At 51.3% G+C, this 25,963-nt stretch carries 27 protein-coding genes and 1 riboswitch; of the genes, 25 read left to right on the forward strand and 2 right to left on the reverse strand.

Features of this window, described 5'->3' with window-relative positions; translation table 11 throughout:
- Window positions 1–35 precede the first annotated feature (35 nt).
- The 7 genes from hemW (at window position 36) to glpK (ending at window position 8,263) form a co-directional block, all read left to right on the forward strand.
- Window positions 36–1,160, forward strand: coding sequence for a radical SAM family heme chaperone HemW (hemW, locus tag ACKQTC_RS04470; protein ID WP_408977232.1), 1,125 nt, complete (start codon window positions 36–38; stop codon window positions 1,158–1,160).
- Between the two features lie 86 nt (window positions 1,161–1,246).
- Window positions 1,247–1,633, forward strand: coding sequence for a hypothetical protein (locus ACKQTC_RS04475; RefSeq protein WP_408977233.1), 387 nt, complete (start codon window positions 1,247–1,249; stop codon window positions 1,631–1,633).
- A gap of 157 nt (window positions 1,634–1,790) precedes the next feature.
- On the forward strand, window positions 1,791–2,909 hold the full coding sequence (hrcA, locus tag ACKQTC_RS04480; RefSeq protein ID WP_408977234.1) for a heat-inducible transcriptional repressor HrcA: 1,119 nt from the start codon (window positions 1,791–1,793) through the stop codon (window positions 2,907–2,909).
- A 17-nt stretch (window positions 2,910–2,926) separates the two neighbouring features.
- Window positions 2,927–3,502, forward strand: coding sequence for a nucleotide exchange factor GrpE (gene grpE / locus ACKQTC_RS04485; RefSeq protein ID WP_408977235.1), 576 nt, complete (start codon window positions 2,927–2,929; stop codon window positions 3,500–3,502).
- A gap of 53 nt (window positions 3,503–3,555) precedes the next feature.
- Window positions 3,556–5,403, forward strand: coding sequence for a molecular chaperone DnaK (dnaK, locus tag ACKQTC_RS04490; protein ID WP_408977236.1), 1,848 nt, complete (start codon window positions 3,556–3,558; stop codon window positions 5,401–5,403).
- Window positions 5,403–6,656: a molecular chaperone DnaJ gene (gene dnaJ / locus ACKQTC_RS04495; RefSeq protein ID WP_408977237.1), complete on the forward strand. Its 1,254-nt coding sequence runs from the start codon at window positions 5,403–5,405 to the stop codon at window positions 6,654–6,656. The genes dnaK and dnaJ overlap by 1 nt, the downstream gene beginning before the upstream one ends.
- 122 nt (window positions 6,657–6,778) lie before the next feature.
- The gene (gene glpK / locus ACKQTC_RS04500; RefSeq protein ID WP_408977238.1) at window positions 6,779–8,263 is read left to right on the forward strand and encodes a glycerol kinase GlpK; all 1,485 of its coding nucleotides are present in this window, start codon (window positions 6,779–6,781) and stop codon (window positions 8,261–8,263) included.
- A 48-nt stretch (window positions 8,264–8,311) separates the two neighbouring features.
- Here glpK and ACKQTC_RS04505 read toward each other — a convergent pair whose 3' ends face one another.
- The gene (locus tag ACKQTC_RS04505) at window positions 8,312–8,707 is read right to left on the reverse strand and encodes a hypothetical protein (RefSeq protein WP_408977239.1); all 396 of its coding nucleotides are present in this window, start codon (window positions 8,705–8,707) and stop codon (window positions 8,312–8,314) included.
- Between the two features lie 32 nt (window positions 8,708–8,739).
- Window positions 8,740–10,119 (reverse strand): YeiH family protein, encoded by a 1,380-nt coding sequence (locus tag ACKQTC_RS04510; protein WP_408977240.1) that lies wholly within the window; start codon window positions 10,117–10,119, stop codon window positions 8,740–8,742.
- Between the two features lie 545 nt (window positions 10,120–10,664).
- Here ACKQTC_RS04510 and infC point away from each other — a divergent pair.
- The 18 genes from infC to ACKQTC_RS04600 all read left to right on the forward strand — a co-directional run.
- Window positions 10,665–11,234 carry a translation initiation factor IF-3 gene (infC, locus tag ACKQTC_RS04515; RefSeq protein WP_408977241.1) on the forward strand — a complete coding sequence of 190 codons (570 nt, stop codon included), beginning with the start codon at window positions 10,665–10,667 and terminating at the stop codon, window positions 11,232–11,234.
- Window positions 11,235–11,247: 13 nt separating this feature from the next.
- Window positions 11,248–11,436 carry a 50S ribosomal protein L35 gene (gene rpmI / locus ACKQTC_RS04520; RefSeq protein WP_408977242.1) on the forward strand — a complete coding sequence of 63 codons (189 nt, stop codon included), beginning with the start codon at window positions 11,248–11,250 and terminating at the stop codon, window positions 11,434–11,436.
- A 16-nt stretch (window positions 11,437–11,452) separates the two neighbouring features.
- The gene (gene rplT / locus ACKQTC_RS04525; RefSeq protein WP_408977243.1) at window positions 11,453–11,806 is read left to right on the forward strand and encodes a 50S ribosomal protein L20; all 354 of its coding nucleotides are present in this window, start codon (window positions 11,453–11,455) and stop codon (window positions 11,804–11,806) included.
- Between the two features lie 69 nt (window positions 11,807–11,875).
- A complete protein-coding gene (locus ACKQTC_RS04530; protein ID WP_408977244.1) occupies window positions 11,876–12,847 on the forward strand; it encodes a biotin--[acetyl-CoA-carboxylase] ligase in 972 nt (323 codons plus the stop codon).
- Between the two features lie 2 nt (window positions 12,848–12,849).
- Window positions 12,850–13,338, forward strand: a complete 489-nt coding sequence (locus ACKQTC_RS04535) for a YbaK/EbsC family protein (protein WP_408977245.1) — start codon at window positions 12,850–12,852, stop codon at window positions 13,336–13,338.
- Between the two features lie 3 nt (window positions 13,339–13,341).
- Entirely contained in the window at window positions 13,342–13,836 is a 495-nt protein-coding gene (gene ybaK / locus ACKQTC_RS04540) for a Cys-tRNA(Pro) deacylase (protein WP_408977246.1), read from the forward strand.
- Window positions 13,837–13,994: 158 nt separating this feature from the next.
- Window positions 13,995–14,177, forward strand: coding sequence for a hypothetical protein (locus ACKQTC_RS04545; RefSeq protein ID WP_408977247.1), 183 nt, complete (start codon window positions 13,995–13,997; stop codon window positions 14,175–14,177).
- Window positions 14,178–14,292: 115 nt separating this feature from the next.
- Window positions 14,293–14,775, forward strand: coding sequence for a sulfite exporter TauE/SafE family protein (locus ACKQTC_RS04550; RefSeq protein WP_408977248.1), 483 nt, complete (start codon window positions 14,293–14,295; stop codon window positions 14,773–14,775).
- Window positions 14,776–15,569: 794 nt separating this feature from the next.
- Entirely contained in the window at window positions 15,570–17,006 is a 1,437-nt protein-coding gene (locus ACKQTC_RS04555; RefSeq protein ID WP_408977249.1) for an FAD-binding oxidoreductase, read from the forward strand.
- Between the two features lie 74 nt (window positions 17,007–17,080).
- The gene (locus ACKQTC_RS04560) at window positions 17,081–18,220 is read left to right on the forward strand and encodes an acyl-CoA dehydrogenase family protein (protein WP_408977250.1); all 1,140 of its coding nucleotides are present in this window, start codon (window positions 17,081–17,083) and stop codon (window positions 18,218–18,220) included.
- Between the two features lie 37 nt (window positions 18,221–18,257).
- The gene (locus ACKQTC_RS04565) at window positions 18,258–19,034 is read left to right on the forward strand and encodes an electron transfer flavoprotein subunit beta/FixA family protein (protein WP_408977251.1); all 777 of its coding nucleotides are present in this window, start codon (window positions 18,258–18,260) and stop codon (window positions 19,032–19,034) included.
- Between the two features lie 12 nt (window positions 19,035–19,046).
- A complete protein-coding gene (locus tag ACKQTC_RS04570) occupies window positions 19,047–20,036 on the forward strand; it encodes an electron transfer flavoprotein subunit alpha/FixB family protein (RefSeq protein ID WP_408977252.1) in 990 nt (329 codons plus the stop codon).
- Window positions 20,037–20,170: 134 nt separating this feature from the next.
- A complete protein-coding gene (iadA, locus tag ACKQTC_RS04575; RefSeq protein WP_408977253.1) occupies window positions 20,171–21,313 on the forward strand; it encodes a beta-aspartyl-peptidase in 1,143 nt (380 codons plus the stop codon).
- A 23-nt stretch (window positions 21,314–21,336) separates the two neighbouring features.
- Window positions 21,337–22,746 (forward strand): Na+/H+ antiporter NhaC, encoded by a 1,410-nt coding sequence (gene nhaC / locus ACKQTC_RS04580; RefSeq protein WP_408977254.1) that lies wholly within the window; start codon window positions 21,337–21,339, stop codon window positions 22,744–22,746.
- Window positions 22,747–22,758: 12 nt separating this feature from the next.
- On the forward strand, window positions 22,759–23,211 hold the full coding sequence (locus ACKQTC_RS04585; protein ID WP_408977255.1) for a hotdog family protein: 453 nt from the start codon (window positions 22,759–22,761) through the stop codon (window positions 23,209–23,211).
- 263 nt (window positions 23,212–23,474) lie between these two features.
- A riboswitch (glycine riboswitch) is annotated at window positions 23,475–23,566 on the forward strand.
- 121 nt (window positions 23,567–23,687) lie between these two features.
- Window positions 23,688–25,073, forward strand: a complete 1,386-nt coding sequence (locus ACKQTC_RS04590) for an alanine/glycine:cation symporter family protein (protein WP_408977256.1) — start codon at window positions 23,688–23,690, stop codon at window positions 25,071–25,073.
- A 246-nt stretch (window positions 25,074–25,319) separates the two neighbouring features.
- Window positions 25,320–25,559: a FeoA family protein gene (locus ACKQTC_RS04595; RefSeq protein WP_408977257.1), complete on the forward strand. Its 240-nt coding sequence runs from the start codon at window positions 25,320–25,322 to the stop codon at window positions 25,557–25,559.
- Window positions 25,546–25,963, forward strand: a 418-nt coding sequence (locus ACKQTC_RS04600) for a FeoB small GTPase domain-containing protein (protein ID WP_408977258.1), incomplete at its 3' end; no start/stop codon positions are given. The genes ACKQTC_RS04595 and ACKQTC_RS04600, both read left to right, overlap by 14 nt.

The following is a 25,963-nucleotide window of genomic DNA, read 5'->3' on the forward strand; positions in this document are numbered from 1 at the left end:
ATTTTACCTGTAAGCAAGTGTGAAAGGAGGCCCCTATGGGCGGCTTGTATATCCATATTCCTTTTTGTCCCAGCAAGTGTCGCTATTGTGACTTCCTGAGCGGGCCGGCTGCTGAAGCTGACCAGACGGCCTATATCGAGGCCCTGCTCACCGACCTCCGCCTCCAGACCCAGGCCTTTGACCAGCCCCTGGAGACCATCTTTATCGGCGGCGGCACACCAAGCAGTCTATCTCGGGCCAACTGGGCCCGGCTCTTGGAAGGCATGGCCGACTTGCCCGGCCTTGAGGCGGTCCAGGAATGGACGGTGGAGGTCAATCCCGGGGACCTTGCCCCTGGGCTTTTGGCCGACTGGCTGGCGGCCGGCGTCAACCGCCTATCGATGGGGATCCAGAGCTTTGATGACGACACGCTGAAGATGCTGGGTCGCCGCCATAACCGGGCTACAGCCCTAGCCGCCTATGAGACCATCCGGGCCGCCGGTTTTAGCAATGTTAACCTGGACCTGATGTATGGCCTGCCGGGGATGACCCTGGACAAGTGGCGGGCAACGGTCAAAACAGCCCTGGCCTTGGCCCCCAGCCACCTGTCCCTCTATGGGCTCATTGTTGAAGAGGGGACCCCTATTGCCCAGGACCTGGCTGCCGGTCGTCTGCCGGACCCGGATGACGACCTGGCCCGGGCCAGTTTTTTGTGGCAGCGGGAGGCCCTGGCAGCGGCCGGCTACCGGCAGTATGAGATTTCCAACTATGCCCAAGAGGGAGCGGCCTGCTGGCATAACCAGCTTTACTGGTCCCTGGGCGACTGGCTGGGCTGCGGCCTAGGCGCCTCCGGTCAGGTAGGCGGTCGCTTTACCCGGCTGACCGGCGACCCGGCCCTCTATCGGTCCAGCCTGGCAGCGGGCCGCCTGCCCTTGGTCGAAGATGAGGTCTGGTCCCGGGAGGACCTGATGAGCGAGCAAGTCATCCTGGCCTTGCGGCAGCCGGCGGGCCTGTGGATTCCCGGCTTTGATGCCCGTTACGGGGCCCACTTTCGCCTTGATTATGCTGCGGCCATTGAGGCGGCCTGCGCCCAGGGACTGGCTATCCTGACTGAAGACGCCTTCAAGCCCAGCCTTGAAGGGCTCCTCTTAAATAATGAACTTGCCATTTTATTTTTATAAAGGGGCTTCCTTGCTCTTGACAAGGGGGTTCAATAGTGGGATGATTTGCCATATCAAAAGATCTTTGCCGTAGAGGAGGCTTTGAAATGGGAGAGAGTCGGCTTAAGTTTTACCAGGTCCTGGTGCTTTTGGCAGTCATAGCCCTTGTTGGCTACTACCATGCGGTGACCCGGCTTTTTGACCTGCCGGCCACCGGGGTGGCCTATATCCATAATCATCTTTTGTTGGCCCTGGTTTTTGTGCTAGCGGCTATAGCTGTTGGCGTCTTAGCGGTCCGCTTTTCCTTCGGGGGCTGGCGACTGGGGACCCTTTTGACCCTTGGCCTGGATATTCTGGTCCTGCTCAGTGCGATTTTTGTAGACTTCGGTATATCGACGGATGTCCTGCGCTGCATGCTCCATAGCGGCGGGCTCATTCCCTTATCGGCCCTGAATATGGCAGTGGCTCTCCACTGGGTCTTCCGGGGCCAATGAAAAAACCGTTTCCCTTTGTGGGGAACGGTTTTTTTGTTGGCAAAAAGGGGGCAATTGCTTGACAAGAGGGGTGAAAGGTGATAAATTGAATATGTGATTAGCACTCGATTAGATTGAGTGCTAACAAAACCTCAAAGTAGAAAAAAGGAGGCATGACGTGGGCATTACCGATCGCCAGGAACGCATCCTGGAACACCTCATTAATGACTATGTGGCCAGCGGTGAACCGGTGGGCTCACGCACGCTGTCCAAAAAAGAAGACCTCGGCGTCAGTGCGGCAACCATCCGCAATGACTTGTCTGACTTGGAAGAGGCAGGCCTGGTCATAGCGCCTCATACCTCTGCCGGTCGGGTACCAACGGACGAAGGCTTTAGCTATTATATCAACCGGCTCTTGCCGGTCCGCTTGGCTGAAGACCGGTCGGCCGACCCCTTTGGGGTCAAGGCCTGGTTGGGCTCCGGCCGGGTCAACGATGATGTTACCCGGCTGGCTCTTGTGGACTGGCTGGCCAAGACAGCAGGCCTTCCGGCCATGCTCTACCTCCCGGCCCTGGCAGCCGAGGAACAGCCGGTCCTGGCCCGGTTAAACCTCATCTTCCTGGCGCCCGGCCGGGCCCTGATGGTCATGGTCACCGATGATGAGCAAGTCAGCAGTGACCTGGTAGATATGCCCTTGAGCATCGGTGAAAAAGAGATGCTCATTGCCGAGGGGCTCTTGAACCACTACCTGCGCGGCCTGCCCCTGCATTACTGGCGGCGGCCCCTGGCTGAATTTTTGCAGCAGCAGGATGGTGAATTGGCCCATTTCATCCGCCAAATTGTCGACTTGCTCGGCGAAGCCATTTCCCATGACGGCCGTCGAGTCGTTTATGTTGCTGGGGCCCTAAAGATTTTAGATCAGCCGGAATTCCAGGAGCCGGACAAGCTGCGCCGGATCCTATCGGCCCTGGAGGAAGACCGGACTGTATCGGACCTGCTAGCCGATGTATCCGGTAAGGATCCTATGGTCCGCCTGGGCCGAGAACTGCCGAGCCCCCTCTTAGCGGACTGCGCCCTTGTGAGTGTAGCTTATCACATTGGCCGGCAAAGAGGCCACCTGGGCCTTTTAGGACCAAAACGAATGAACTATCTTGCTTGCGCCCGTCTCTTACAAACGACCGCCCAGGCCATTGAAGAGATTTACCGAGACAAGGCCATGCTGGTACCAGACCACCAAACGGATCTGGCCCCCCTCTTGCATTCCTTTGCTTGGCAACTGCGCGAGATTAGACAATAGAAAAGGAGTGAAGCGCATTGCGCGACCACGCATCTGAAAAAGAAACCATTTCGCCTGAGACAGAAGCCCCTGCAGAAGCGACGGCCGAAAAGGCTGAGGATGTGGCGGAAGCCACTGCTGAATCCAGCCAAGGGGAAGAAGAGAACCCCGGGGGCACCGGCAATCCGGAATTGGAAAACAGGTACATCCGCCTGCTGGCCGACTTTGATAACTACAAACGCCGGACCCAGCGGGAAAAAGCGGACATTTACCAGTATGCCAATGAAAGTCTCATTAAGGAAATCCTGCCGGTATTAGACGCCTTTGACATGGCCCTTCAAACAGCGCCCAGCTCTGATGACGACAGCCATAAAAACCTTATGACCGGTCTGGAGCAAATCCAGCGCCAGCTGATGGCGGTCCTGGAAGGGGCCGGCCTGTCCCGGATTGCCGGTTTGGGCGAAAGCTACGACCCGGTTTACCATGAGGCCATTATGGTCGATGAAAACGCCGACGCACCGGCCAATACCATCATTGACGAATTGCGCGCCGGGTATCAATTTAAAGATAAGGTACTGCGCCCCACCGTCTGTCGGGTTAGCGGGAATAGTTAACCATCCACTATATATAAAATCGATTTAGGATTAAATATTCAGGAGGAAATAATATGGGAAAAGTTATAGGCATTGACTTAGGGACCACCAACTCTTGCGTTGCAGTTATGGAAGGCGGCGAGGCCGTTGTTATCCCTAATACGGAAGGGAACCGGACGACCCCGTCTGTTGTTGGTTTAAATAATAGCGGGGAACGCCTGGTTGGCCAAGTGGCCAAGCGCCAAGCCATCACCAACCCTCACAACACCGTTGCTTCAATCAAGCGGCACATGGGGACCGACTACAAGGCCCACATGGGAGACAAGGAATACACCCCTCAGGAAATCTCCGCTATGATCCTGCAAAAGCTGAAAAGCGATGCAGAAGCCTACCTTGGCGAACCGGTCAGCCAGGCCGTTATTACCGTCCCGGCTTACTTCTCTGACAGCCAGCGGCAAGCCACCAAAGACGCCGGTAAGATTGCCGGCCTGGAAGTCCTGCGGATCATCAACGAACCGACTGCAGCGGCCTTGGCTTATGGTGTCGATAAAGAGTCTGAAGACCAAAAAATCCTGGTCTTTGACTTAGGCGGTGGGACTTTCGACGTCTCCTTAATGGAAATTGGCGATGGGATTTTTGAAGTTTTAGCAACCAGCGGGAACAACCGCCTCGGTGGCGATGACTTCGACAAGAAGATCATTGACTGGGCTGTGGATAACTTCAAAAAAGATACAGGCATTGACCTTTCTGCAGATAAGACTGCCATGCAACGGTTAAAAGAAGCCGCTGAAAAGGCCAAAATGGAACTTTCCACTGTGACCACCTCTAACCTGAACCTGCCCTTTATCTCCATGGACAGCAATGGCCAGCCCCAGCACATGGACCTGACCCTGAGCCGGGCCAAATTTGACGAGCTCACCGCGGACTTGGTGGAAAAAACCATGGTCCCCTCCCGTCAAGCCATGAGCGATGCCGGCCTGTCCGCCAGCGATATCGATAAGGTCATCCTGGTCGGTGGGTCCACCCGGATGCCCTCCATCCAGGAAGCCATTAAGAAATTAACCAATAAAGACCCCTTTAAGGGTATTAACCCGGACGAAAGCGTTGCCATCGGTGCAGCCATCCAGGGCGGTGTCCTAGTTGGCGAAGTCAAAGACGTGGTCTTACTAGACGTCACCCCCCTGTCCCTGGGGATTGAAACCCTGGGCGGCGTCATGACCAAGATTGTCGAACGGAATACCACCATCCCGGTATCCCGCAGCCAGGTCTTCACCACCGCTGCCGATAACCAAACCTCTACGGATATTCACGTCCTCCAGGGGGAACGGGAAATGGCTGCCAATAACAAGACCCTGGGCCGGTTCAGCCTGATGGATATCCCCCCGGCACCGAGAGGGATTCCGCAAATTGAAGTTACCTTTGACATTGACGCCAACGGGATTGTCAATGTATCTGCTAAAGACAAGGGTACCGGCAAGAGCCAGCGGATCACCATCCAATCCAATAGCGGCCTGTCTGATGAAGACATCGACCGGATGGTCAAAGACGCTGAGGAAAATGCCGAAGCCGATAAGAAAATGAAGGAAGCCGTTGATGCCCGGAATAACGCCGACAGCCTCCTCTTCCAAACCGACAAGGCCTTAAAAGATGCCGGTGACACCGTTGAAGCTGCCGACAAGGAAGCCATTGAAGCCGCACAAAAAGACCTGCGGACGGCCCTTGAAGGCGATGACACCGAAGATATCAAGGCTAAAACCGAAGCCCTAACCCAGGCCCTCTACAAGATGACCGAAAAAATGTATGTCAATGCACAAGCACAAGCCGACGCTCAGGCTGAAGCCCAAGGGGACAATGCTGGTGCAACCGGTGAAGATGGCACCTTTGACGCCGACTACACCGAAGTGAATGAAGACGATAAATAATGGCCGATAAGCGCGATTATTATGAGGTGCTCGGGGTTGATAAAGACGCCACAGACCAGGATATAAAAAAGGCCTTCCGGAAAAAGGCGCGGAAGTATCACCCCGATGTGAACCCGGATGACAAAGAGGCGGAAAAGCGCTTTAAAGAAGTAAACGACGCCTATGAGACCCTCTCAGACCCGCAAAAACGCCAACAGTATGACCAATTTGGTCCGGATGGCCCCCAATTTGGGGGCTTTGGCGGCGGGGCAGGTGCAGGTGGCGCCGGCTTCGGTGGCGACTTTAGTGATATCGGCGATATCTTTAACATGTTCTTTGGCGGGGCAGCTGGAGGAGGCGGCCGGCCACACGGTCCCCGTCGGGGCAATGACTTACGGGCCGACCTGCTGATTGATTTTGAAACAGCTGTCTTTGGCGGTAAGGAAACCATTACCGTTACCCGGCGGAAGGTTTGTGACACCTGCCATGGAACCGGGGCCAAGGCCGGGACCAGTCCCCATACCTGTTCCCGCTGTGGCGGGACCGGTCGGGTCATCAGTGCCCAGCAGACCCCCTTTGGTCGGATTCAGACCCAAAGCACCTGTCCCGAATGTGGCGGCAGTGGTGAAATCATTGATGAACCCTGCACCGCCTGTGGCGGCCAGGGCCTGAAGCGGGAAACGGTCACCCTGGATGTGACCATCCCTGCCGGGGTAGACAATGGCAACCGGCTGCGGATGCAGGGCGAAGGGGAGGGCGGCGAACAAGGCGGCCCCTCCGGCGACCTGTTCATCTACATCCGCGTCAAGCCCCACCCGATCTTCGAACGGGTCGACAACGATATCCACATGGAGCAGCCCATCAACGTGGCCCAGGCAGCCCTGGGGGATGAAATCGAAGTCCCCACCCTGGAAGGCCGCCTGAAATTTAAAATTCCGGCCGGTGTGCAGAGCGGCACCCGGTTCCGCCTTAAAGGCAAGGGCATCAAGGGGATGCGGAGCTTCGGGCGTGGCGACCAGTATGTGACGGTTGTCGTTGAAACGCCCAAAGGACTCAGCGATGAACAAAGAGACCTTTTTGCCAACCTATACGAAACCCTGGACCGTAAAGAGCTTTATACGGACAGTAAGGGCCGGGCGCGTACTGCCAAGAACAGCCCCGGCAGCGATAAGGCTGACAAGGAAGAAGAAAAGGGTTGGTTTGGTAAATTTAAGGATACAGTCAACGACATCTTCCAAGATGACGATGAAGATGACGCGTCCGATAAAAAATAAGCGAAAAGCCTTTCATTGACAGTCTGTCAGTGAAAGGCTTTTTCTTTAGCTGGAATCATCCCCGCAAGCGGATATTAAATGGTATAATAGCCCAATAAGATACTAGAAATGGAGGCGGGCTTATGGCTTATATTATCGCCTTGGACCAAGGCACGACCAGCTCCCGGGCTATTATTTTTGATCATGAACAGAACATCGTTGATATCCGGCAAAATGAAACCCGGCAATACTTCCCCCAGTCCGGCTGGGTGGAGCAGGACCCTCAGGACATCTGGGCCTCGACCTTTGGGGCCCTGCAGGAGACCTTGGCGGCTACCGGCATCAGTCCGGAAACCATTGACGCCCTGGCCATCACCAACCAGCGGGAAACGACCATTGTTTGGGACAAGGCCAGCGGCAAGCCGGTCTATAATGCCATTGTCTGGCAGTGCCGGCGGACAGCCGACCGCTGCCAAGACCTGGTGGACAAGGGCTACAAGGAGCAGATTGCAGAAAAAACCGGCCTGGTCATTGACCCCTATTTTTCAGCGACCAAGCTGGCCTGGATTTTAGATGAGGTGGACCCGGACCGGACCCGGGCCAAGGCCGGTGACCTGCTCTTTGGCACGGTCGATACCTGGCTCCTATGGAAGCTGACCGATGGCCAGGTCCATGCCACCGACTATACCAATGCCAGCCGGACCATGCTTTTCAATATTCACAGCCTCACGTGGGACCAGGACATCCTGGACCTGCTCGATATTCCCCAGGCCATGCTTCCGGAAGTCCACCCCTCGTCCTACCCCTTTGGCCAGGCCCACCTGGGCCGGAATGTTATGGTACCGGTGGCGGGGATGGCCGGTGACCAGCAGGCAGCTCTCTTCGGCCAGACCTGCTTTAGCCCCGGTGAGGCAAAAAACACCTATGGCACCGGCTGCTTTTTACTGATGAACATCGGTCATGAACCGATTATCAGCCGGCACGGCCTGGTCACGACCATTGCGGCCGGGACCAGCGACCAGCCAACCTATGCCCTGGAAGGGTCCATTTTTGTCGGCGGGGCAGTGATCCAGTGGCTGCGGGACATCTTGCATATTCTGGATGAAGCCGCGGACAGTGACTTTTTTGCGACCAAGCTGGAAGACAATGAAGGGGTCTACCTGGTACCGGCCTTTGTGGGTCTGGGGGCCCCTTATTGGGACTCCTATGCCCGGGGGTCCATGTTCGGCTTAACCCGGGGCACGGGCCGGGCCCATATTGTCCGGGCGGCCCTGGAGGCCATCGCCTACCAGACCCATGATGTCCTAGAGGCCATGGTGGCAGAGAGCCCGGTTGAAATCAAGACCCTGCAAGTGGACGGTGGAGCCGCCGAGAATGATTTCCTCATGCAGTTTCAGGCAGACATCCTCAATGTGCCGGTGGTCCGCCCGCAAATTCTTGAGACCACCGCCCTGGGGGCCGCCATGCTGGCCGGCCTGGCCGTCGGCGTTTGGCAGGACCTGGCAGAAGTGGCTCGGCACCGGCAGGTGGACCAAACCTTTAAGCCGGCCATGGACGGGAATAAAAGGCAAAAGAATATAGATGGCTGGAAAGAAGCCATCCGTCGGACCTTGACTAACCAAGCATAAACATAAAAACAGGGATGCGTTCTACAGAACGCATCCCTGTTTTATTGGCTAAATCATACCCCACTTGCGCGTATACTCTGCCTGCAGAAGATAGTCATCTTCTGTAAAGCCGTGCGCCTGCAAGGCAGCAATCGCATCTTTAAAGTCAAGGGTGACGGTTTCCATTTTAACGTAATCCCGGTGGGCGGTTATGGCCCAATCATCATGCATGGCTAAGAGCACTTCCATCATTTGAGCGACCCTCTCCATCCGCTCAGCGGTGTAGGTCTTTAACTGACGTACATCCTCAGGGCTGGCCTTTTCCAAGCGGACAAAGGCTTGGCAGGGACTTTTCTCCCTCCGCCGCCATTCGCCGGCTTCGGTGAAAGTGAGATAAAATTGAGCATTTTGCACACAGGTCACGTTTTTAGACCGGTCACGTTTGACGCGTCTTCCAAAAAACATGGTTCCTCCCCCAGTGGGTTGCTAAAGCCAAATTAACCGGCAAATACCTGGGTGATATTGGTCCAGTAGTGGCCCAGCAGGATAACGCTGAACAGGAAGCCCAGGAGAACGTTAACAGCTACACCGATGCTGAAAGCGCCAACCGGCTTCATGCCGACAGCAGCCAGTTCTTTGAACCGGGTGGTTAAACCAATGCAGAGGAAGCAGAAGACAAAGGCCCAGGTCCGTAAGCTTTTGATGGGCCCGATGATAGCAGCGTTAATGGCTTCGTTCACTTCAGGGGTGATGCCAACCGTTACAGCGGTCATGATGAAGGAAGCGATAAAGAAACCGAGAACGAATTTCGGGAACCGTTCCCAAATAACGCCAGCGTTCGGTTTAGCCCCATCTGCGTGGGTTTCCCATTTGGTAACAGAAATGATGGCCAGGATGAAGGCCCAAATACCAACGAACATGTCACGGCCAACAACCTTCATTAAGGTGAAGGAAGTAATACCGGCATCACCGAACTGAGCAGCAGCAGCAATCCCGGCTGCGTCAGCGAATTCGGAAGTCCCAATCCAAGCACCGGCTTCCCCTTGGGTAAGGCCGAGCAGGTGGGAAAGGGCCGGCAGTAAGAAGACCATGATTGTTGCCCAAACGACAACCATGGAGATGGATACGGATACGTGGTTTTTCTCTGCGTTAACAGAGCTACCGATAGCAATAGATGCAGATACACCGCAGATAGAACCACCGGCACCCAGGGTAGCGGCAAAGCGTTTGTCTAAGCCGAAGATCCGGGTCCCAACAAAGTAAATGGTCAGGAAGGTGGAGACAGCGATGAAGGTCGCTTGTAAGAAAGCAACCGGGCCGCTCCGTAAGATCAGGGTGAAGGGCAGGGTAGCCCCCATGAGAACAATCCCGATTTTAACGTAGAATTCCGTCCGTAAGGCCGCATCGAACCATTCGGGAATTTTCCCGAAGTTACCGATGAGCATCCCGATGATTAAGGCTAAAACCGGCGCTTCTAAGTTTAAGGCCTTAGCCGGATTCCAGGAGCCCAGGATTTGAACGATAATTGCCATGACATATAAAAGGGTGAACCCTTTCATAAATTGGGGAATGGAGTGCCCCATAATTTTAATGGCAATGGAAAAAACGATAGATAAGACAATGTAGAGTAAAATGAGTTTTGGCAGTAGGCCGATGAATTGTCCCGGTACGACTGAGAAGTTATCAAAAGACTCAAAGCCAACACCCAGGGGTGCAATACTTCCGCCGAGTTTGTAGAAGAGGAGGGCGATTAAAATCGTCCCTAAACCAATCCACACTGCCCAGTAGTCTTCTTTAAGCCATAAGTTTGAGAACTTACTGGTTTTACGTGTTTGTGCTTGCACGTGAATGCCTCCTTTTTTTGTGTTGTGTGTCATGCAGTCAGCCGAACATGGTCACCTCCCGGGGCTTGACTGTCAGCAGGAATAAGTATGTAAATAATTTCACTTAATAGTATGGACCCATTTTCATTTATAAGCAAGCTATAAATAATAAGAATAGGCACACAAATTATAAATAAGGCTCAAAAGCATATAATTAAAAAAAAGAGAATGTATAAATGCAGCTAATAAATAACATAATATATTCAGTATAAAGATGGTCATCTTTCAATAAACATCTGTAAGCCTGGGATGGGCAACCGCCGGCGATTGGCCAGGCTGGGCGTGGGTAACCGGATATCATCCCGGTGGTCTCATGTCTTTATTTCTTCATATTTCAGGAGGTTTATCTTTTTAGATCTATCCCTTGACAGGCCCAGGTCCAATCTTGTATAATAGTTTCGTTGCGAAAGTAGAAAGTCTTTTCTCACCTGCCGCCTAACGGTGTCCGGTTGCATCATACCAGCTATATGGAGATGTCCCATCTATAATATAGCGGTTGATAGTGATGTAATATCGGCGGGTGAATCCCGTCTTTTTTTATGCTATTTATTATTCGCTATTCGGAGGTGTGGATCATAAGTAAAGAACTTCGTGTAAATGAAGCCGTTCGCTGTCGTGAAATCCGCTTGATCGGTAGTCAAGGGGAACAGCTGGGGGTTATGCATCCCAGAGACGCCATGAAGGTCGCCGAAGAACAGGGTTTGGACTTGGTGGAAGTATCCCCCAACAGTAAACCCCCTGTCTGCAAGATCATGGACTACGGCAAGTATAAGTATGAGCAACGCAAAAAAGAACGCGAAGCGAGAAAAAATCAAAAAACCATTGAAGTTAAAGAAGTTAAGTTACGGCCCGGTATTGAAGACCATGACTTTAACACCAAGGTCCGTCATGCTGCCCGTTTCCTTGGAGAGGGCAATAAGGTGAAAATCACCATTATGTTCCGGGGTCGTGAAATTACCCACCCGGAACTCGGCCGCGAGCTTTGTGAGCGGGTGGCCGAAGACGTTCAAGATATTGCTAAGGTCGAAAAAGCCCCTAAAGTAGAAGGGCGTAATATGACAATGATGTTGGTACCCCATGACAGTGGTGCCGACAAAAAGAAGAAGTGAGAGGAGAACCACTATGCCTAAAATGAAAACGCATCGCGGTGCAGCCAAACGTTTTAAACGGACCGGCACCGGTAAAATTAAACGGAACCACGCTTACACCAGCCATATCCTGGAGAAAAAATCTCCGAAACGTAAGCGCAACTTGCGTAAAAGCGCCATCATGTTTAAGGGTGACGCCAAACGTATTGATCAACTCATCTAATTTATAGGAGGTCCAGATGGCTAGAATTAAACGTGGCGTTAATGCCCGCAAAAAACATAGAAAAATTTTAAAACAGGCAAAGGGTTATTACGGCAGCCGGTCTCGGGTATTCCGGGTAGCCAACCAGGCTGTCATGAAGAGCGGTCAATATGCTTATGAACACCGCCGCCTGCGTAAACGTGACTTCCGTAAATTATGGATTGCACGTATTAATGCCGCTGCTCGTTTAAATGATATGAGCTACAGCACCTTGATTCACGGCTTGAAAGAAGCAGGTGTTGACATTAACCGTAAAATGCTTGCCGAATTAGCTGTCAATGATGAAAAGGCTTTTGCTAACATCTGCAGCCTGGCTAAAAGCAGCTTATAAGATTGAAGGCCTTCGTCATGGAGGCCTTTTTTTGCATATATTGATGGATGGCCCAGAAGGGAAGGTAATATGAAAGGCGGACTCCTGCAAGTATTTGTAGAGAACCCTGAAAAATGGTTTTCCGGGGCAGAATTGGCAGCAGAAATGGGGGTTTCCCGGTCGGCTGTCTGGAAGCAAATTGAAGGTTTGCGGGCCCAAGGTATTGCCATTGAGGCGGCACCTAGAAAGGGCTACCGGCTAAGCACTGAGGCCAACTTGCTCAATGCCGCCGCCATCCAAGCGGCCCTGGGTGAAGACAGCCCCTTTCACCTGCTCTACCAGCCGACCATTGACTCAACGAATAAGCGGGCAGCTGAATTAGCCGGCGAAGGGGCGCCTGAATGGACCACCGTTGTGGCTGACAGCCAGTCTGCCGGAAGCGGTCGCCGGGGCCGACACTTTTACTCCCCGGCCGGGGTGGGGATTTACATGACGGTTATTTTACGGCCTAAGGTGGCGGCAGAAGAAGCCACCCTGCTCACCATGGCTGCAGCCCTGGCTGTTGCTGAAACCGCGGAGGCCTTCAGTGGAGAAGAAATGGGCATCAAGTGGGTCAATGACATCTACCGGGGCCAGGCTAAAGTAGCCGGTATCCTTACGGAAGCGGCCCTATCCCTGGAAGAAAAAAGCCTGCGCTGGGCGGTGGTTGGCATGGGGCTAAACGTCTACCCCCATAGCAATGAAGCCGGCCAGGTCTATGGGAGCCTCTTTGACCGGCCCCAAGAGGACTCCCTTCTCCGGGCTAAAATGGCGGCCGCTATTTTGGAGCGACTCTATGGCTATGCCCAAGTCCTTTTAGACCGCCCTTACCTAGAAGGCTACCGGGACCGGCTATTTTTTCTTAATAAACCGGCCGACCTGGTCACCCTGCGTGACCGGCGGACGGTCATTCCGAGAGATGTAGATGAAATGGGCCACTTGATCATTGAAAATGAGACAGGCGGCAGAGAGACCATTTCAACTGGTGAGATTAGTTTGCGACCGCATGAATTGGGGGAATAATCATGACGACAGGTTTTGACCGGGCAAGCGGCTATTTAACTGAAAAAGGTTACGCTGACCGGATTCAAGTCTTTACAGAAAGTACGGCCACCGTGGCCCTGGCTGCCCAACAGGTTGGCTGTGAAGAAGCGCTCATTGCCAAAAGCCTGAGCTTTTACGATCAAGATGGCGGCTCCATTGTTATTGTAGCAGCCGGCGATGCCAAGGTGGACAATAAGGGTTTTAAGGAGCAGTTTGGCTTTAAGGCTAAGATGCTGCGGGGGGAAGATGTGGAGGCCTTGACCGGCTACCAGCCCGGCGGGGTTTGCCCCTTTGCCCTCCCTGAAACAGCCTCTGTCTACCTCGATGCCTCCCTGAACCGGTTTGAAATGGTCTATCCCGCTTGTGGGGACGCCGCCAGTGCCGTTGGCCTGACCATCCCCGAACTGGCTGAAGTCAGCGGCGCCCTGGCGACGGTGGATGTCTGCAAGGGTTGGCGGGAAGAGGCCTAAGCGATGGGTAGCAAAAAGCATAAAAAAACCAATGCCATGCGGCTTTTGACCCAGGGGGGCGTTGACTATGAGGTCTACACCTACCGCTGGAAGGAAGATGACCTGGATGCCCGGCACGTCGGCCCGGAAATCGACCGGCCGGATGAGATAATCTTTAAGACTCTCCTGGCCACTGGGGACAAGACCGGGCCGATTGTAGCAGTTATTCCTTCGTATTTAAGCATAGACCTGAAGAAGCTGGCCCAGGTGAGCCAGAATAAAAAAGTGGAGATGCTCCCCTTGAAGGATTTAGAAAAAACCACCGGCTATATCCGGGGCGGGTGTTCACCCATCGGCATGAAGCACCAGCTGCCGACCTATATCGATGGGCATGTTGAGGGCCTTGATGAGGTCATTGTTTCTGCCGGCCAGCGGGGCCTGCAGGTGGGGCTCAAGCCGGCAGACCTGGTGGCCTTTACCGAGGCCCTTGTTGAGGATATCACCATGGCTCATTTATGAGAGAGTTTACAATTATTTTACATTTTAGTTGTAAGTCTAACGTATTCATTCGGTAATATGTACTTAACGCCGAGAGGCGAATAACTTTTTCTTAAATCTAAGGAGGCCTTTTTAGAATGAAAAAATTAATGGCTGCTATGATGTGCATGGCACTTGGTATGGCTGTACTCGCTGGTTGCGGTGGCAACAACGACGCTGCTACTTCTGAAGCCACTTCCGAACAAGCTAGCTCCACTGAAGCTACCACCACTACCACCACTGTTGAAAAAGATGGTAGCGACGCTGACGCTCAAACCACCACTACCACCACTACTGAAGAAGACACCAGCGCTGCTCAATAATCGTCTGAATGTCTTAAGCACTGCTCCGGCAGTGCTTTTTTTATGCCCTTGTAGCCAGGACAGACAACTTGGTATAGGTTGACTTGCTATAATATAGAAAGGAGGCGATGGTCTCATGTTTGCGGTGATTCTCCTGGTGGCCTTTCTGGGCCTTTTGCTGCAGCGGGTTTCCGGCACCGGTTTTGCCCTGGTCATGGTGCCGGTCTATACCCTCTTTTTAGGACCCGTAGAAGGGGTCCTGGTCAGTAATATCTTAAATGGCCTCGGCTGCCTGCTTCTGATGTTAGCTGTCCGCAAGGACCTCCAATGGAAGCGGGTGCTGGTCCTTTCAGGCGCAGCTGTACTTGGCATGTACCCGGGGATTTGGCTGGTGAAATACCTGTCGCCGGCCCTTTTGCAGCTTACGATTGGCCTGATTATGCTGGTTGCCCTGGCTATTTCCCTGGGTTTTAAGGTGGATAAGCCCCATAAAGACGGCTTGGTGCCCCTGCTTTTATCCGGCCTTGGCGGCGGCTTTCTAGTGACGACAGCCGGCATCCCTGCGCCGGCCATGGTGATCTATGCCCGGTATGTGAACTGGGACTTTTCGCCAGTTTAATGCCGCTATGCAGGGGGTCTTCTTTATCATCTGTACCGTTACGGCCGGGATGAAGGTTGCAAGTGGAATCCCTTTTCCAGAGGGCGTCTTCAGTCTGGGCCATAATGGCTTGTTTTTGCTTTTTGCTTTGCTTGGCCTGGGGCTGGGCGGCTGGCTGAGTAAGCGGGTGCCAGACCGATACGCCGCTAGACTGGCCTTCCTTGTATCAGTGCTGGGAGCAGCCCTTGCAACTTGTAGAGGGGCCTGGATGCTGATTTTAGGAAACTGATCGTTCATCAAAAAAGAGTCTGACCTTGTTGGTCAGGCTCTTTTTTGATGGCAGGACCCGGACTCATACCTAGAGACCATTAAATATAATTATAGAGACGATCAATCAGGTTGCTCTAAAAAGAACATGATAAACACTCTTGTGTATAAAAATCATTTACCAGTCAAAAGAAAATGAACCCTTTAGGCCTTAAAAACTGATAAAACACATAAAAGACTATGAAAAAAGGATAATTTGATAAGATTTACAAATATAAAACAGAAATATTTTTAATCTCGATAACTTATAAGGCATTATCTGCGTTGACAAGGTTTGTGAATAAGGGTATCATTAAAGCAGAAAGAGGAAGTTCATTCTGAATAACTTATAAGATAACTTATTCAGATAATGAAGAAGGGGATAATCGATTATCCACATGATAATCGACTGCCGCGCATTGAAAACCATTCAAAAATAAGAAAAAAACGGCAATCCACACGGCGGTGATTATGGATCAATCGGTTATGGAAGATGAGGAGATGAAACCATGTCAACCATTACTTATAACGCAGTTACGCCGGAGATTATCAAGGCCTTTGAAGCGGTAGCGCCGGGTAAAGTCTTCACTGGTGAAGCCATCAATCCGGACTACAATAAGGATGAGATGCCCATTTATGGGACTGGGAAGCCGGATGTATTAATTGAAGCGACAAGTACTGAAGCGGTAGCAGATATTGTTAAAATTTGCTATGAAAACAGCATTCCTGTCATCCCCCGTGGGGCCGGTACCGGTTTAACCGGGGCAGGTGTTGCCTTTAACGGTGGCGTTATGATTGATATGTCCAAGATGAACCGCATCCTGGAATATGATATGGAAAATTTCGTCGTACGGGTTGAACCGGGCGTTCTCCTAAATGACCTGGCTGAAGATGCCTTAAAACGGGGCCTCCTTTACGCACCGGATCCGGGTGAAAAATTTGCTACCCTGGGTGGCAATGTAGCGACCAATGCCGGCGGCATGCGGGCTGTTAAATATGGTGCTACGCGCGACTATGTCCGGGCCATGACGGTGGTCCTGCCAACCGGTGAAGTTGCCAAATTCGGGGCAACGGTATCCAAAACCAGCACCGGCTATAGCCTCATTAATATGATGGTTGGGTCAGAAGGGACCCTGGGGATTATTACCGAACTCACCTTAAAATTATTGGTTAAGCCAACCGCAGATATTTCACTGATTATTCCCTATGAAAACCTAGAAGATTGTATTGCGACTGTACCCCTGTTTTTCTTAAACCACTTACAACCCCAAGCCTTAGAATTTATGGAAAGAGAAATCGTTCTTTCATCTGAACGGTATCTTGGACGAAGTATTTTCCCTAAGGAACATGAAGGCGTTGAAATAGGCGCTTATTTATTAGTTACCTTTGACGGTGATTCTGCAGAAGCCCTGGAAGGCCTGGTGGAAAAGGCTGCAGAAGTTGTCCTGGAAGCCGGGGCCATTGATGTGCTGATTGCAGATACACCGGCTAAGAAAAAAGATGCCTGGGCTGCACGGAGCTCTTTTTTGGAAGCAATAGAAGCGGAAACAGAGCTTTTAGATGAATGTGACGTTGTCGTTCCGGTCAACCAGATTGCCAAGTACCTGACCTATGTCAATGAAGTCGGTCAAAAATATGACTTCGAAGTCAAATCCTTTGGTCATGCCGGGGATGGGAACTTACACATTTACACCTGCAGCAATGACATGGACGAAGCCGAATTCAAACGCCAAGTAGATGAATTCATGTGGGATATCTACCGGAAAGCCCAAGAGGTTGGCGGCTTATTAAGCGGTGAGCACGGGGTTGGCTACGGTAAATTAGACTACCTGGCCGAACTGTCCGGACCGGTTAGCATGCGGCTCATGGAAGGCATTAAAGAAGTCTTCGACCCGAAGATGATCATGAACCCTGGTAAAGTGTGCTACCCCTTGGAAGCCAAATAATTGACACTTGTTTATATTTTGCTGCGAGATAGCAGCCGTCACCAATATAAAGTTTCAATGAGGAGGAAACTATTATGGCTTATTTAATTTCTGAAGAAGCACAAGACCTGTTAAAAGACGTAAAACGGTTCTGTGAAAACGAAGTTGTAGAACAGTGCAAGGAATACGATCGGTCTGGCGAATGGCCAAAAGAAATCTATGACAAAGCCATTGAACAAGGCTACCACGCCCTTGAAGTCCCAGAAGAATACGGTGGCCCGGGCTTATCTCGTGTCGATGTTGCCGCTTTAATTGAAGAAATGGCCATTGCTGACGCCGGCTTTGCAACCACGATTTCCGCCAGTGGTCTCGGGACAAAACCGGTCCTCATTGCCGGCTCCGATGAACAGAAAAAACGCGTTTGCGACATTATCCTCGAAGGCGGCTTTGGTGCCTTCTGCTTAACCGAACCGGGCGCCGGGTCTGACGCCGGTGCCGGTAAAACCACAGCTGTTTTAGATGGGGACGAATATGTATTAAATGGCCGTAAGTGCTTCATTACCAACGGTGGCGTCGCCTCCTTCTACTGTGTAACCGCCATGACCGATAAGAGCCAAGGGACCCGTGGGATATCCATGTTCCTGGTCGAAAAGGGCACCCCGGGCCTCAGTACAGGTCATGAAGAAGACAAGATGGGTATTCGGACCTCCAATACCTGCGACGTGGTCTTTGAAGACTGCCGCATTCCTAAAGAAAACCTCTTAGGCGAAGAAGGTAAGGGCTTTAAGATTGCCATGCAAACCCTTGACCAGGCCCGGACCTGGATGGGTTGCGTATCCGCCGGGATTGCCCAACGCGGGATCAACGAAGCCATTGCCTATGGTAAAGAACGGGTCCAGTTTGGCCGTCCTATTTTAAAATTCCAAGCTATGCAGTTTAAGATTGCCGATATGGCTATTAAGACTGAAGTGGCCCGTCAAATGGTCGCCCATTCTCTGACCCTGATGGACCAAGGCCTACCCCATAGCAAGGAAAGCGCCATTGCCAAATGCTTCGCTTCCGATATAGCTATGGAAGTTGCCTCTGAAGCCATCCAAGTCTTTGGTGGCTACGGCTATAGCCGTGAATACCCGGTCGAAAAATTATTACGCGATGCCAAGATCTTCCAAATCTTTGAAGGTTCCAACGAAATCCAACGCATCGTCGTTGCCAATAACACCATCGGCAGAATCTAATCTTATTGCGTGAAGACAACTAAGGAGTATCTAAACGATGGATATTTTAGTTTGTATCAAACAAGTGGCAGATGATTCAATCGATATTTCGTTTGATGCGTCCAAAGACGCCATTGACTATAACGGCGCGGAACAAGTGGTAAATGCCTTTGACACCTATGCCCTTGAAATGGCCGCCCGGCTCAAAGAAGCAGCTGAAGGTGAAATTACCGTTATCTCTGTCGGCCCGGATAGTGCCAAGAACTCTTTGAAGAACTGCCTGGCCGTCGGCGCTGAAAAAGCCGCCCTGATCCCCTGCGATGACTACCAGGAAAAAGACCCGAAGCAAATCGCCCAATTGCTGGCTAAAGGGATTAAAGACCTTGAAGCCGAACGTGGCGCCGCCTTTGACCTGATTTTCTGCGGGAAAGAAAGCACCGATGAAGCCTCCGGCCAAGTTGGGATTATGCTGGCTAATGCCCTTGGCTACCCGGTGATTACCAATGTCATCGACATCGAAAAAGATGGCGATGTCGTTAAGGGCAAGCACCAAACAGATGTCGGTTATGACCTCATCGAAGCCGGCCTACCTGCAATCGTTACGGTGGAAAAACCGAAATATGAGCCAAGATACCCGACTGTTAAAAGTAAAATGGCTGCTCGTAAGAAACCGATTGAAGAACTGACCCCTGGAGACGCACAAGGCCATGGCTATGAAGTTGTCAAGGTTTACGGGCCACCTAAACGTGAAGCCGGCGTAAAAATTGTCGCTGAGTCAGCAGAAGACGCTGTGGCACAAGCCATGGAACACGTTCATGCGGCCAAGGTTCTTTAGGAGGGGTGACTTATGAGCTTAGGAGATGGAAAAAACGTCCTAGTATTTGTTGAAGTGGTCGATGGATCTCCAGTCAACAATGCGATGGAAGCCTTAGGTCTGGGCCGTGAACTGGCTCAAGCCAAAGGCGAAGAAGTTTGTGCAGTGCTTATTGGTCCCGACCTGGATGCAGCTGCAGAAGCCTGCGCGAAAGGCGGGGCAGACAAGGTCTTTACCATTGCCCAAGATGCTTGGCAGCTGGAAGTCTACGCCTCTATTTTAGGGCAACTCATTGAAAAATATGCCCCGGCCCTGGTGTTAACCGCTTCCAACCAAAACGGCCGAGACTTACAGGCCATCTTAGCCAACCAATTCGATACCGTATGCGTTAGCGATATCGTCGGCGCTCGGATTGAAGACGGGACCCTTATCCTGACCACCCCCCTCTACGGCGGCGGTGTCTGGAACGACGTTAAAGTCGCTAGCCATCCAAAATTTGCTACCGTCCGGGCCGGTACCGGTAAAAAAGTACCCCCCGAAGAAGCCACCAGCGGCGAAATCATCAAAGAAGACGTCGCCCCGGCAGCAGATGCCGTCTCCACAAAAGTGGCTGACGTCGTCAAAGAAGTGGCCGAAACCGTTAACCTGGAAGAAGCGGAAGTCGTTATTGTCGGCGGCCGTGGTATGGGCAGCAAGGAAAACTTCCAAAAAGTACATGACCTGGCTGAATTACTCGGCGGCGTCGTCGGTGGTACCCGCCCCGTTGTCGAAGACGAATGGGTCCCCCACCCCCAACAGGTTGGCCAATCCGGTAAGATTATCGCACCGAAATTCTACATTGGCTGCGGTGTATCCGGTGCAACCCAGCACCTAACCGGGATTTTAGGATCTGACTTCATTCTGGCCATTAACAAAGATGAAGAAGCCCCTATCTTTGACGTAGCAGACTGCGGTATCGTCGGCGATGTCAACGAAATCCTGCCTCTATTGATGGAAGAATTTAAAAAAGCCAAACAAGCCTAAGGCTTAGTCAAGCCCGTTAGGCCCTAGCATAAAACCCGGATTCGAAGGAATCCGGGTTTTCTTTTTCCTTTGCAAAGATGAATCCACGTGTATAATTAGTAAAGATAGGACTGTTTGAGAAAGGAGTAAGATATATGATTTGCATAGAAGGCGCAACAGTATATGCCCCCCATCCATTGGGGAAGAAGAATATTTATATTGCCGGTGAAAAAATTATAGGTCTTAGTGATCAGCGACCAGAAACCTTTTTCGACCAGGTGATTCCCGCAGAAGGCCTTATGGCTATTCCGGGCTTGGTTGACCTGCATGTGCACATTACCGGCGGTGGTGGTGAAGCAGGTATGATGTCCCGGTCGCCTGAGCTTAGCCTGGAGACCATGATTCAAGCTGGGGTCACAACGGTTGGTGGCCTTTTAGGCACAGATACGGTGACAAGGTCTCTGGAAAATTTGCTCGGCAAAGCACGGGCCCTTAGGGAAGAGGGGGTTAGTGCAGTCATTTACACGGGTGGTTATGACTATCCATCCCCAACCTTAACCGGGAATATCCGGAGAGATATATTTCTCATTCAGGAGGTCCATGGCGTTAAGCTATCCTTAGCTGACCACCGCTCTAGCTATCCTCAAGCCATAGAGATAGAGCGGCTGCTTTCAGATGTACGCGTCGCTGGTATGTTAAGGAATAAAGTGCTTCAGCTCCATCTCCATATTGGCGATGAAGAGGAGAAGCTATCCGCCCTTATAGATATCGCCACACGACGCCCTCAATTGAGCACTCATATTACAGCCACCCATCTGAACCGGTCTGAAGCGGTTTTTGAAGATGGTTTAGCCTTGGTCAGGGCCGGTGGCAATATGGACATTTCAACTGGTCTGTCGTCCGATAACCTCCATGCAGATACCCTTTCGGCAGATGAGGCTGTAAAAAGGTATGTGGACTTAGGTTTGCCGCTGGACCAGCTGACCCTTTCCAGTGATGGGAATGGGAGTGCGGCGGAATATAACGCTGATGGGACTGTAGCGGCCTTTAAAATTTCACGCTTGGATAGCCTTTTGAAAACATTTCAAGCCTTGGTCAATAAAGGCTATTTATCCTTTTCGGATGCCCTGGCCCTCGTCACTGCCCAGCCGGCTAAGCGTTTAGGGCTGGCATATAAGGGTAAGCTGGCTGATAATATGGATGCAGATATTGTTCTTCTGCGAAAGGATCTCAGTCTATATGGGGTTATAGCGAGAGGAAAACTGCTCTATCAGGCAGATACTTACGATGCTGGTTAAAGTAAAAAAATGAGGTGATTATAGTGGAATCCTTAGAAAAAAATCATAAAAAACCCACGTTGGCTTATGCAGTCATATCCTTGGTGACCATTGTTTCATTGATGGCTATTGGCCTGGTTGTTTTTAAGGCGAATATCCAGTCCTTGATGCTTTTGGCTTGGGTTGTCATGGGGCTTTTTGCTATGCGCTTGGGCTGGTCCTTTGAAGAATTGGAAGGGGCCGCCTTTCGGATGATCCACCAGGCCTTACAGGCCACCATATTAATGGCGGCGGTAGGCGTCTTGATTGCGGCTTGGATTAGCGCCGGCACTGTTCCAACAATCATCTACGCTGGCCTAAAAGTCATTTCACCCAAATTCTTTCTTCTAACGACAACCGTGATATGTGCAATTACCTCAACAGCAACAGGGTCTAGTTGGACAACGATGGGGACTGTAGGCTTAGCCATGCTTGGCGTCGGTATGGGCTTGGGCATTCCGGTTGGCCTGACGGCTGGTGCCATCATTTCCGGTGCTTATTTTGGTGACAAGATGTCCCCCTTGTCCGATAGTACGCTCCTAGCAGCAGCTGTGTGTAAGGTGCCGATTTTTACTCATATTCGTCACATGATTTATACCACTGGCCCAGCCATGCTTATTGCCTGTGCCTTATATACTTTTTTAGGATTTAAATATGCCGGCAACGCCTTTAACCAGACCGATGTGAATGCGATTTTAAGTGGTTTTTCATCGTTATTTAAAATTTCCTGGATTACAATTTTGCCGGCCTTTGTTGTCCTTTTTATGATTTACAAGAAATACTCTGCTGTCTTCTCTATCCTTTTAGGTGCCATTGCAGGGATGGTCATCGCCGTCCTTTATCAAGGGGCCGACCTGCAGACAGTCTTGGCTGCAGTGTGGTCTGGCTTTGAACCGGATACGTCCGATGAGCTAATGATATCCTTCTTAAAACGTGGTGGGATATCCAGTATGATGAGTACCATTGCCCTGATGCTTTTTGCCTTAGGTCTAGGTGGGATGATGAGAGAAACCGGTATTTTACACGTTATCCTTGAGCACCTGGCCAAAGGAATCAAAAGCGTTCCGCGTTTGGTCCTATCGACAATGCTGACGAGCTACTTCGGCTCTGCTATATCGGGGTCTATGCACTTTTCTGCTGTGATTACAGGGACGCTTTTTGAAGAGCTCTACGAGAAGTTCAACCTAAAGGCAGAAAACCTGTCGCGGATTATTGAAGACTGCGGCACCTTAGGGGCTGCTCTCATCCCCTGGTCAACGAACGCCGTCTTTATTATGGGGATGTTAGATGTCAGCTATTTACAATACCTGCCCTATGCCTTCTTAAACTGGATAGATCCGATTATCTCCTTAATCTTAGGGGTGACTGGTATCGCTATGACTAAAATAGTGGCTCAAGAGAAAAAGATAGTATAAGGGATGATCAATATGAGACAGACAGAACTGACCTTTGAAATTATGTTGCGGCCGGAATGGCTTAATGGGAGTGGGACCTATCATGGGGGCGAGATGCTCAAGCTGATGGATGAGCTTTGTGGCAGCTTGGCCACGGTGTATGACCCACGGACCTATGTGACGGGCTTTATCCATGGGGTTAGCCTGGTGGGCTCACCGACGGTGCGGAATATTATTCGCGGCCATGCGGCCATCTGCTATACAACGCCTCGGACGGTGACGATGGAAGTGACCCTCTATTACCGCAAACGGTCTGAAACAAGGGATAAGGAGCGAGTTTGTGCTCATGGGTATTATATCTTTGTAGATACAGATGGGACCGAACCCATTGCTCCCTTTGAACCGGTGGATCGAGAGAAGGTGGAACGACTTAAAAAAGAAGTGGCGGTTTACCTTGAAGAAAGCCGGAAAGAGCGTGAGGCGTAAGGGCCGTTAAGCGGTAGAATTGGAACTAATTTGATAAGAAAATCTAATAAATATAATAAAACTAGAAAAAGTACCGTGGACACTTGTTTACGGAAATTTCCTTGAACTCCTTTATTAACGTGATATAATGCAATCAGTCAAAACAACTGAATACAATTTGCTTAAGGTCTTAAGCGGTTCAGATGAAAGTTGCAGGAAAAAGTGGCGCTCCACTTACCGAAGGATTTACGATCTCAGGTGTCCATCAGGACAAGACTGTAACCGGATGATGGTCTGGAGAACTCATTGATTTGAGTACCGAAGGTGAAAATGCCATAGGCGTGAATCTCTCAGGTAAAAGGACAGACAGGTATAAAGATCATAGGGTTCTTTATGATACCTGTTTTTCCGAGTCTGCCCTAAGAGTGAAAGGCGCTTGTCTTTCGCTCTTATTTTTATCTAGGCCTCTTAAGCGGCTTATTTGTTCAGGGAAATTTATGGGAAAGAAGGAGTCAGCAGTGGCGTTTTTAGATGGAATTGTGCAGGCAATCAGCGGTGTCCTTTGGGATTATTTGTTGATATTCTTATTGGTTGGGACAGGGGTTTATTATACCGTCCGCTTAAAGTTTGTTCAGGTGCGGTACTTTGGCCTGGGCATCAAAAAATTATTCGGCAGCTTTTCCTTCCATGGGGGAAAACAGGAAGGCGGCTTAACTTCCTTCCAGGCCCTGGCAACGGCTATTGCAGCCCAGGTCGGGACAGGGAATATTGCCGGTGCAGCCACAGCGATTGCTTCCGGTGGGCCCGGTGCCATTTTCTGGATGTGGGTATCTGCCTTCTTTGGGATGTCGACCATTTATGCCGAAGCTGTGATTGCTCAAAAAACAAAAAGAGAGCTTCATGGTAAGGTGGTTGGTGGTCCGGCTTTTTATATTCAAGAAGCCATTAAGGGGAATCTTGGGAAGTTCCTGGCCGGCTTTTTCTCTATTGCCATTATCTTAGCCTTAGGCTTTGCCGGGAACATGGTCCAGGCCAATTCCATCGGGGCGGCCTTTAACAGTGCCTTTGGCGTGAACCCGATTTTAGTGGGTGTTGCCTGCGCCCTGATCGCTGGCTTTATCTTTATCGGTGGGATTCAACGGATTGCCAGTGTCACAGAAAAAGTGGTACCGATTATGGCTCTCTTTTACGTCATTGGATGCCTGGCCATTCTGGTTATGTGTGGGGGCGGGGCTGTTGCCGAAGCCTTCCGTGAAATCTTCGTTTCCGCCTTTGCACCGCAATCAGCTGCCGGTGGGGCGCTTGGTGTAACGGTCCAACAGGCGATCCACTACGGGGTGGCCCGGGGCCTTTTCTCCAACGAAGCCGGGATGGGGTCCACTCCTCACGCCCATGCGACCGCCAAGGTCAACCACCCGGCGGACCAAGGGGTTATCGCTATGATTGGCGTTTTTATCGATACCTTTGTTATCTTAACCATGACCGCCTTGGTCATCGTCGCAACTGGCGCCTACAAGATGGACTTGACCGGCGCTGCCCTCAGCCAAGCGGCTTTCAATAGCCAATTTGGCGACCTGGGTATGATCTTTATCGCCATTTGCATGCTCTTCTTCGCCTTTACCACGATTATCGGTTGGTACTACTTTGGTGAAACCAACGTCCGTCGGCTTTTTGGCGAAAAAGCCATTAGGGTCTACGCCCTCCTCGTGGTTGGCTTTGTCCTGGTGGGTTCAGCCCAGGAAGTCGACTTTGTCTGGCACTTATCTGATATGCTCAATGGCCTCATGGTCCTGCCTAACTTAGTGGGTCTTCTGGCTTCTTCGGCCATTATCATTAAGCTGTCTAAGGAGTTTGATAAAAAACAAAGAGATCTGCGGAACTAAGACTTTAGATGCATATGAAACCTGCTCTGCCTATGGGATAGATAGAGCGGGTTTTTGTATCTCCTTTTTGCACATAAGTAATGGGGTCTTGTCTGCAGTCCCAAAAAGTGTATACTATAACTAATGAAGACGTGGGCGGAGGGGCTTTGGCTGCCATCCACGTTTCTTTATAGGCTTGAGTTAGCTATAGCTAATAAGGATGCAATTAGAGAGTTGAGAAAATGAAGTTATTAGAAGGAGGCTTGTATGCAGAAATTGACTGAACTCCGGGAGGGGGAAAGCGGACGGATTGTTGGTATAGAGGGAGACCGGCGGTATTTATCGCGGATTACATCGATTGGCTTAAATAACGGCTGTTGGTTGGAGATGGTTCAAAATGTAAAAAATAGGCCGCTCTTGGTTTATGGTCGCGATACGATGATCGCCCTGAACCGGGAAGAGTCGGAGCGGATCCAGGTAGAGGTGGGGCATGATGAAAACAAGTAAGACCATTGCTCTTCTGGGCCAGCCCAATTCCGGTAAGTCGACGGTTTTTAATCAACTGACCGGGGCCCACCAGCATGTGGGCAATTGGCCGGGGAAAACGGTTGAAAAGGTGGAAGGGTCCTTTGTTTTTAAGGGACAGACTTATTCGATTGTGGACCTGCCGGGGACCTATAGCCTGTCGGCCCATTCAGATGAAGAGGTGGTGACCCGGGACTACATTGCTTCAGGTGCGGCGGACCTGGTTTGTATCCTGGCGGATGCCTCCCAGTTGGAGCGGAGCCTCTTTATGCTGGCTGACTATGCGGGTATTCGGATGCCGGCCCTCTTGGTACTGACCATGATGGATGTGGCCGACAAGCAGGGGAAACGGATTGACTTTGACAAGCTGGCCAAGAAGCTGGGCA

Source organism: Peptococcus simiae, from assembly GCF_046097595.1.
In the GTDB taxonomy this organism is placed as follows: domain Bacteria; phylum Bacillota; class Peptococcia; order Peptococcales; family Peptococcaceae; genus Peptococcus; species Peptococcus simiae.

What these genes read in the sequence shown, in the direction of transcription:
- ACKQTC_RS04475 (WP_408977233.1), top strand. Translation starts at nt 1,247, where the DNA reads ATGGGAGAGAGTCGGCTTAAGTTTTACCAGGTCCTGGTGCTTTTGGCA.
- ybaK (WP_408977246.1), top strand. Translation starts at nt 13,342, where the DNA reads ATGGGTAGCAAAAAGCATAAAAAAACCAATGCCATGCGGCTTTTGACC.
- ACKQTC_RS04590 (WP_408977256.1), top strand. Translation starts at nt 23,688, where the DNA reads ATGGGAAAGAAGGAGTCAGCAGTGGCGTTTTTAGATGGAATTGTGCAG.
- rpmI (WP_408977242.1), top strand. Translation starts at nt 11,248, where the DNA reads ATGCCTAAAATGAAAACGCATCGCGGTGCAGCCAAACGTTTTAAACGG.
- rplT (WP_408977243.1), top strand. Translation starts at nt 11,453, where the DNA reads ATGGCTAGAATTAAACGTGGCGTTAATGCCCGCAAAAAACATAGAAAA.
- dnaJ (WP_408977237.1), top strand. Translation starts at nt 5,403, where the DNA reads ATGGCCGATAAGCGCGATTATTATGAGGTGCTCGGGGTTGATAAAGAC.
- ACKQTC_RS04555 (WP_408977249.1), top strand. Translation starts at nt 15,570, where the DNA reads ATGTCAACCATTACTTATAACGCAGTTACGCCGGAGATTATCAAGGCC.
- ACKQTC_RS04570 (WP_408977252.1), top strand. Translation starts at nt 19,047, where the DNA reads ATGAGCTTAGGAGATGGAAAAAACGTCCTAGTATTTGTTGAAGTGGTC.
- ACKQTC_RS04565 (WP_408977251.1), top strand. Translation starts at nt 18,258, where the DNA reads ATGGATATTTTAGTTTGTATCAAACAAGTGGCAGATGATTCAATCGAT.
- ACKQTC_RS04535 (WP_408977245.1), top strand. Translation starts at nt 12,850, where the DNA reads ATGACGACAGGTTTTGACCGGGCAAGCGGCTATTTAACTGAAAAAGGT.
- ACKQTC_RS04560 (WP_408977250.1), top strand. Translation starts at nt 17,081, where the DNA reads ATGGCTTATTTAATTTCTGAAGAAGCACAAGACCTGTTAAAAGACGTA.
- ACKQTC_RS04550 (WP_408977248.1), top strand. Translation starts at nt 14,293, where the DNA reads ATGTTTGCGGTGATTCTCCTGGTGGCCTTTCTGGGCCTTTTGCTGCAG.
- ACKQTC_RS04530 (WP_408977244.1), top strand. Translation starts at nt 11,876, where the DNA reads ATGAAAGGCGGACTCCTGCAAGTATTTGTAGAGAACCCTGAAAAATGG.
- ACKQTC_RS04585 (WP_408977255.1), top strand. Translation starts at nt 22,759, where the DNA reads ATGAGACAGACAGAACTGACCTTTGAAATTATGTTGCGGCCGGAATGG.
- hemW (WP_408977232.1), top strand. Translation starts at nt 36, where the DNA reads ATGGGCGGCTTGTATATCCATATTCCTTTTTGTCCCAGCAAGTGTCGC.
- dnaK (WP_408977236.1), top strand. Translation starts at nt 3,556, where the DNA reads ATGGGAAAAGTTATAGGCATTGACTTAGGGACCACCAACTCTTGCGTT.
- glpK (WP_408977238.1), top strand. Translation starts at nt 6,779, where the DNA reads ATGGCTTATATTATCGCCTTGGACCAAGGCACGACCAGCTCCCGGGCT.
- ACKQTC_RS04545 (WP_408977247.1), top strand. Translation starts at nt 13,995, where the DNA reads ATGGCTGTACTCGCTGGTTGCGGTGGCAACAACGACGCTGCTACTTCT.
- ACKQTC_RS04510 (WP_408977240.1), bottom strand. Translation starts at nt 10,119, where the DNA reads ATGACACACAACACAAAAAAAGGAGGCATTCACGTGCAAGCACAAACA.
- infC (WP_408977241.1), top strand. Translation starts at nt 10,665, where the DNA reads ATGCTATTTATTATTCGCTATTCGGAGGTGTGGATCATAAGTAAAGAA.
- ACKQTC_RS04595 (WP_408977257.1), top strand. Translation starts at nt 25,320, where the DNA reads ATGCAGAAATTGACTGAACTCCGGGAGGGGGAAAGCGGACGGATTGTT.
- iadA (WP_408977253.1), top strand. Translation starts at nt 20,171, where the DNA reads ATGATTTGCATAGAAGGCGCAACAGTATATGCCCCCCATCCATTGGGG.
- ACKQTC_RS04505 (WP_408977239.1), bottom strand. Translation starts at nt 8,707, where the DNA reads ATGTTTTTTGGAAGACGCGTCAAACGTGACCGGTCTAAAAACGTGACC.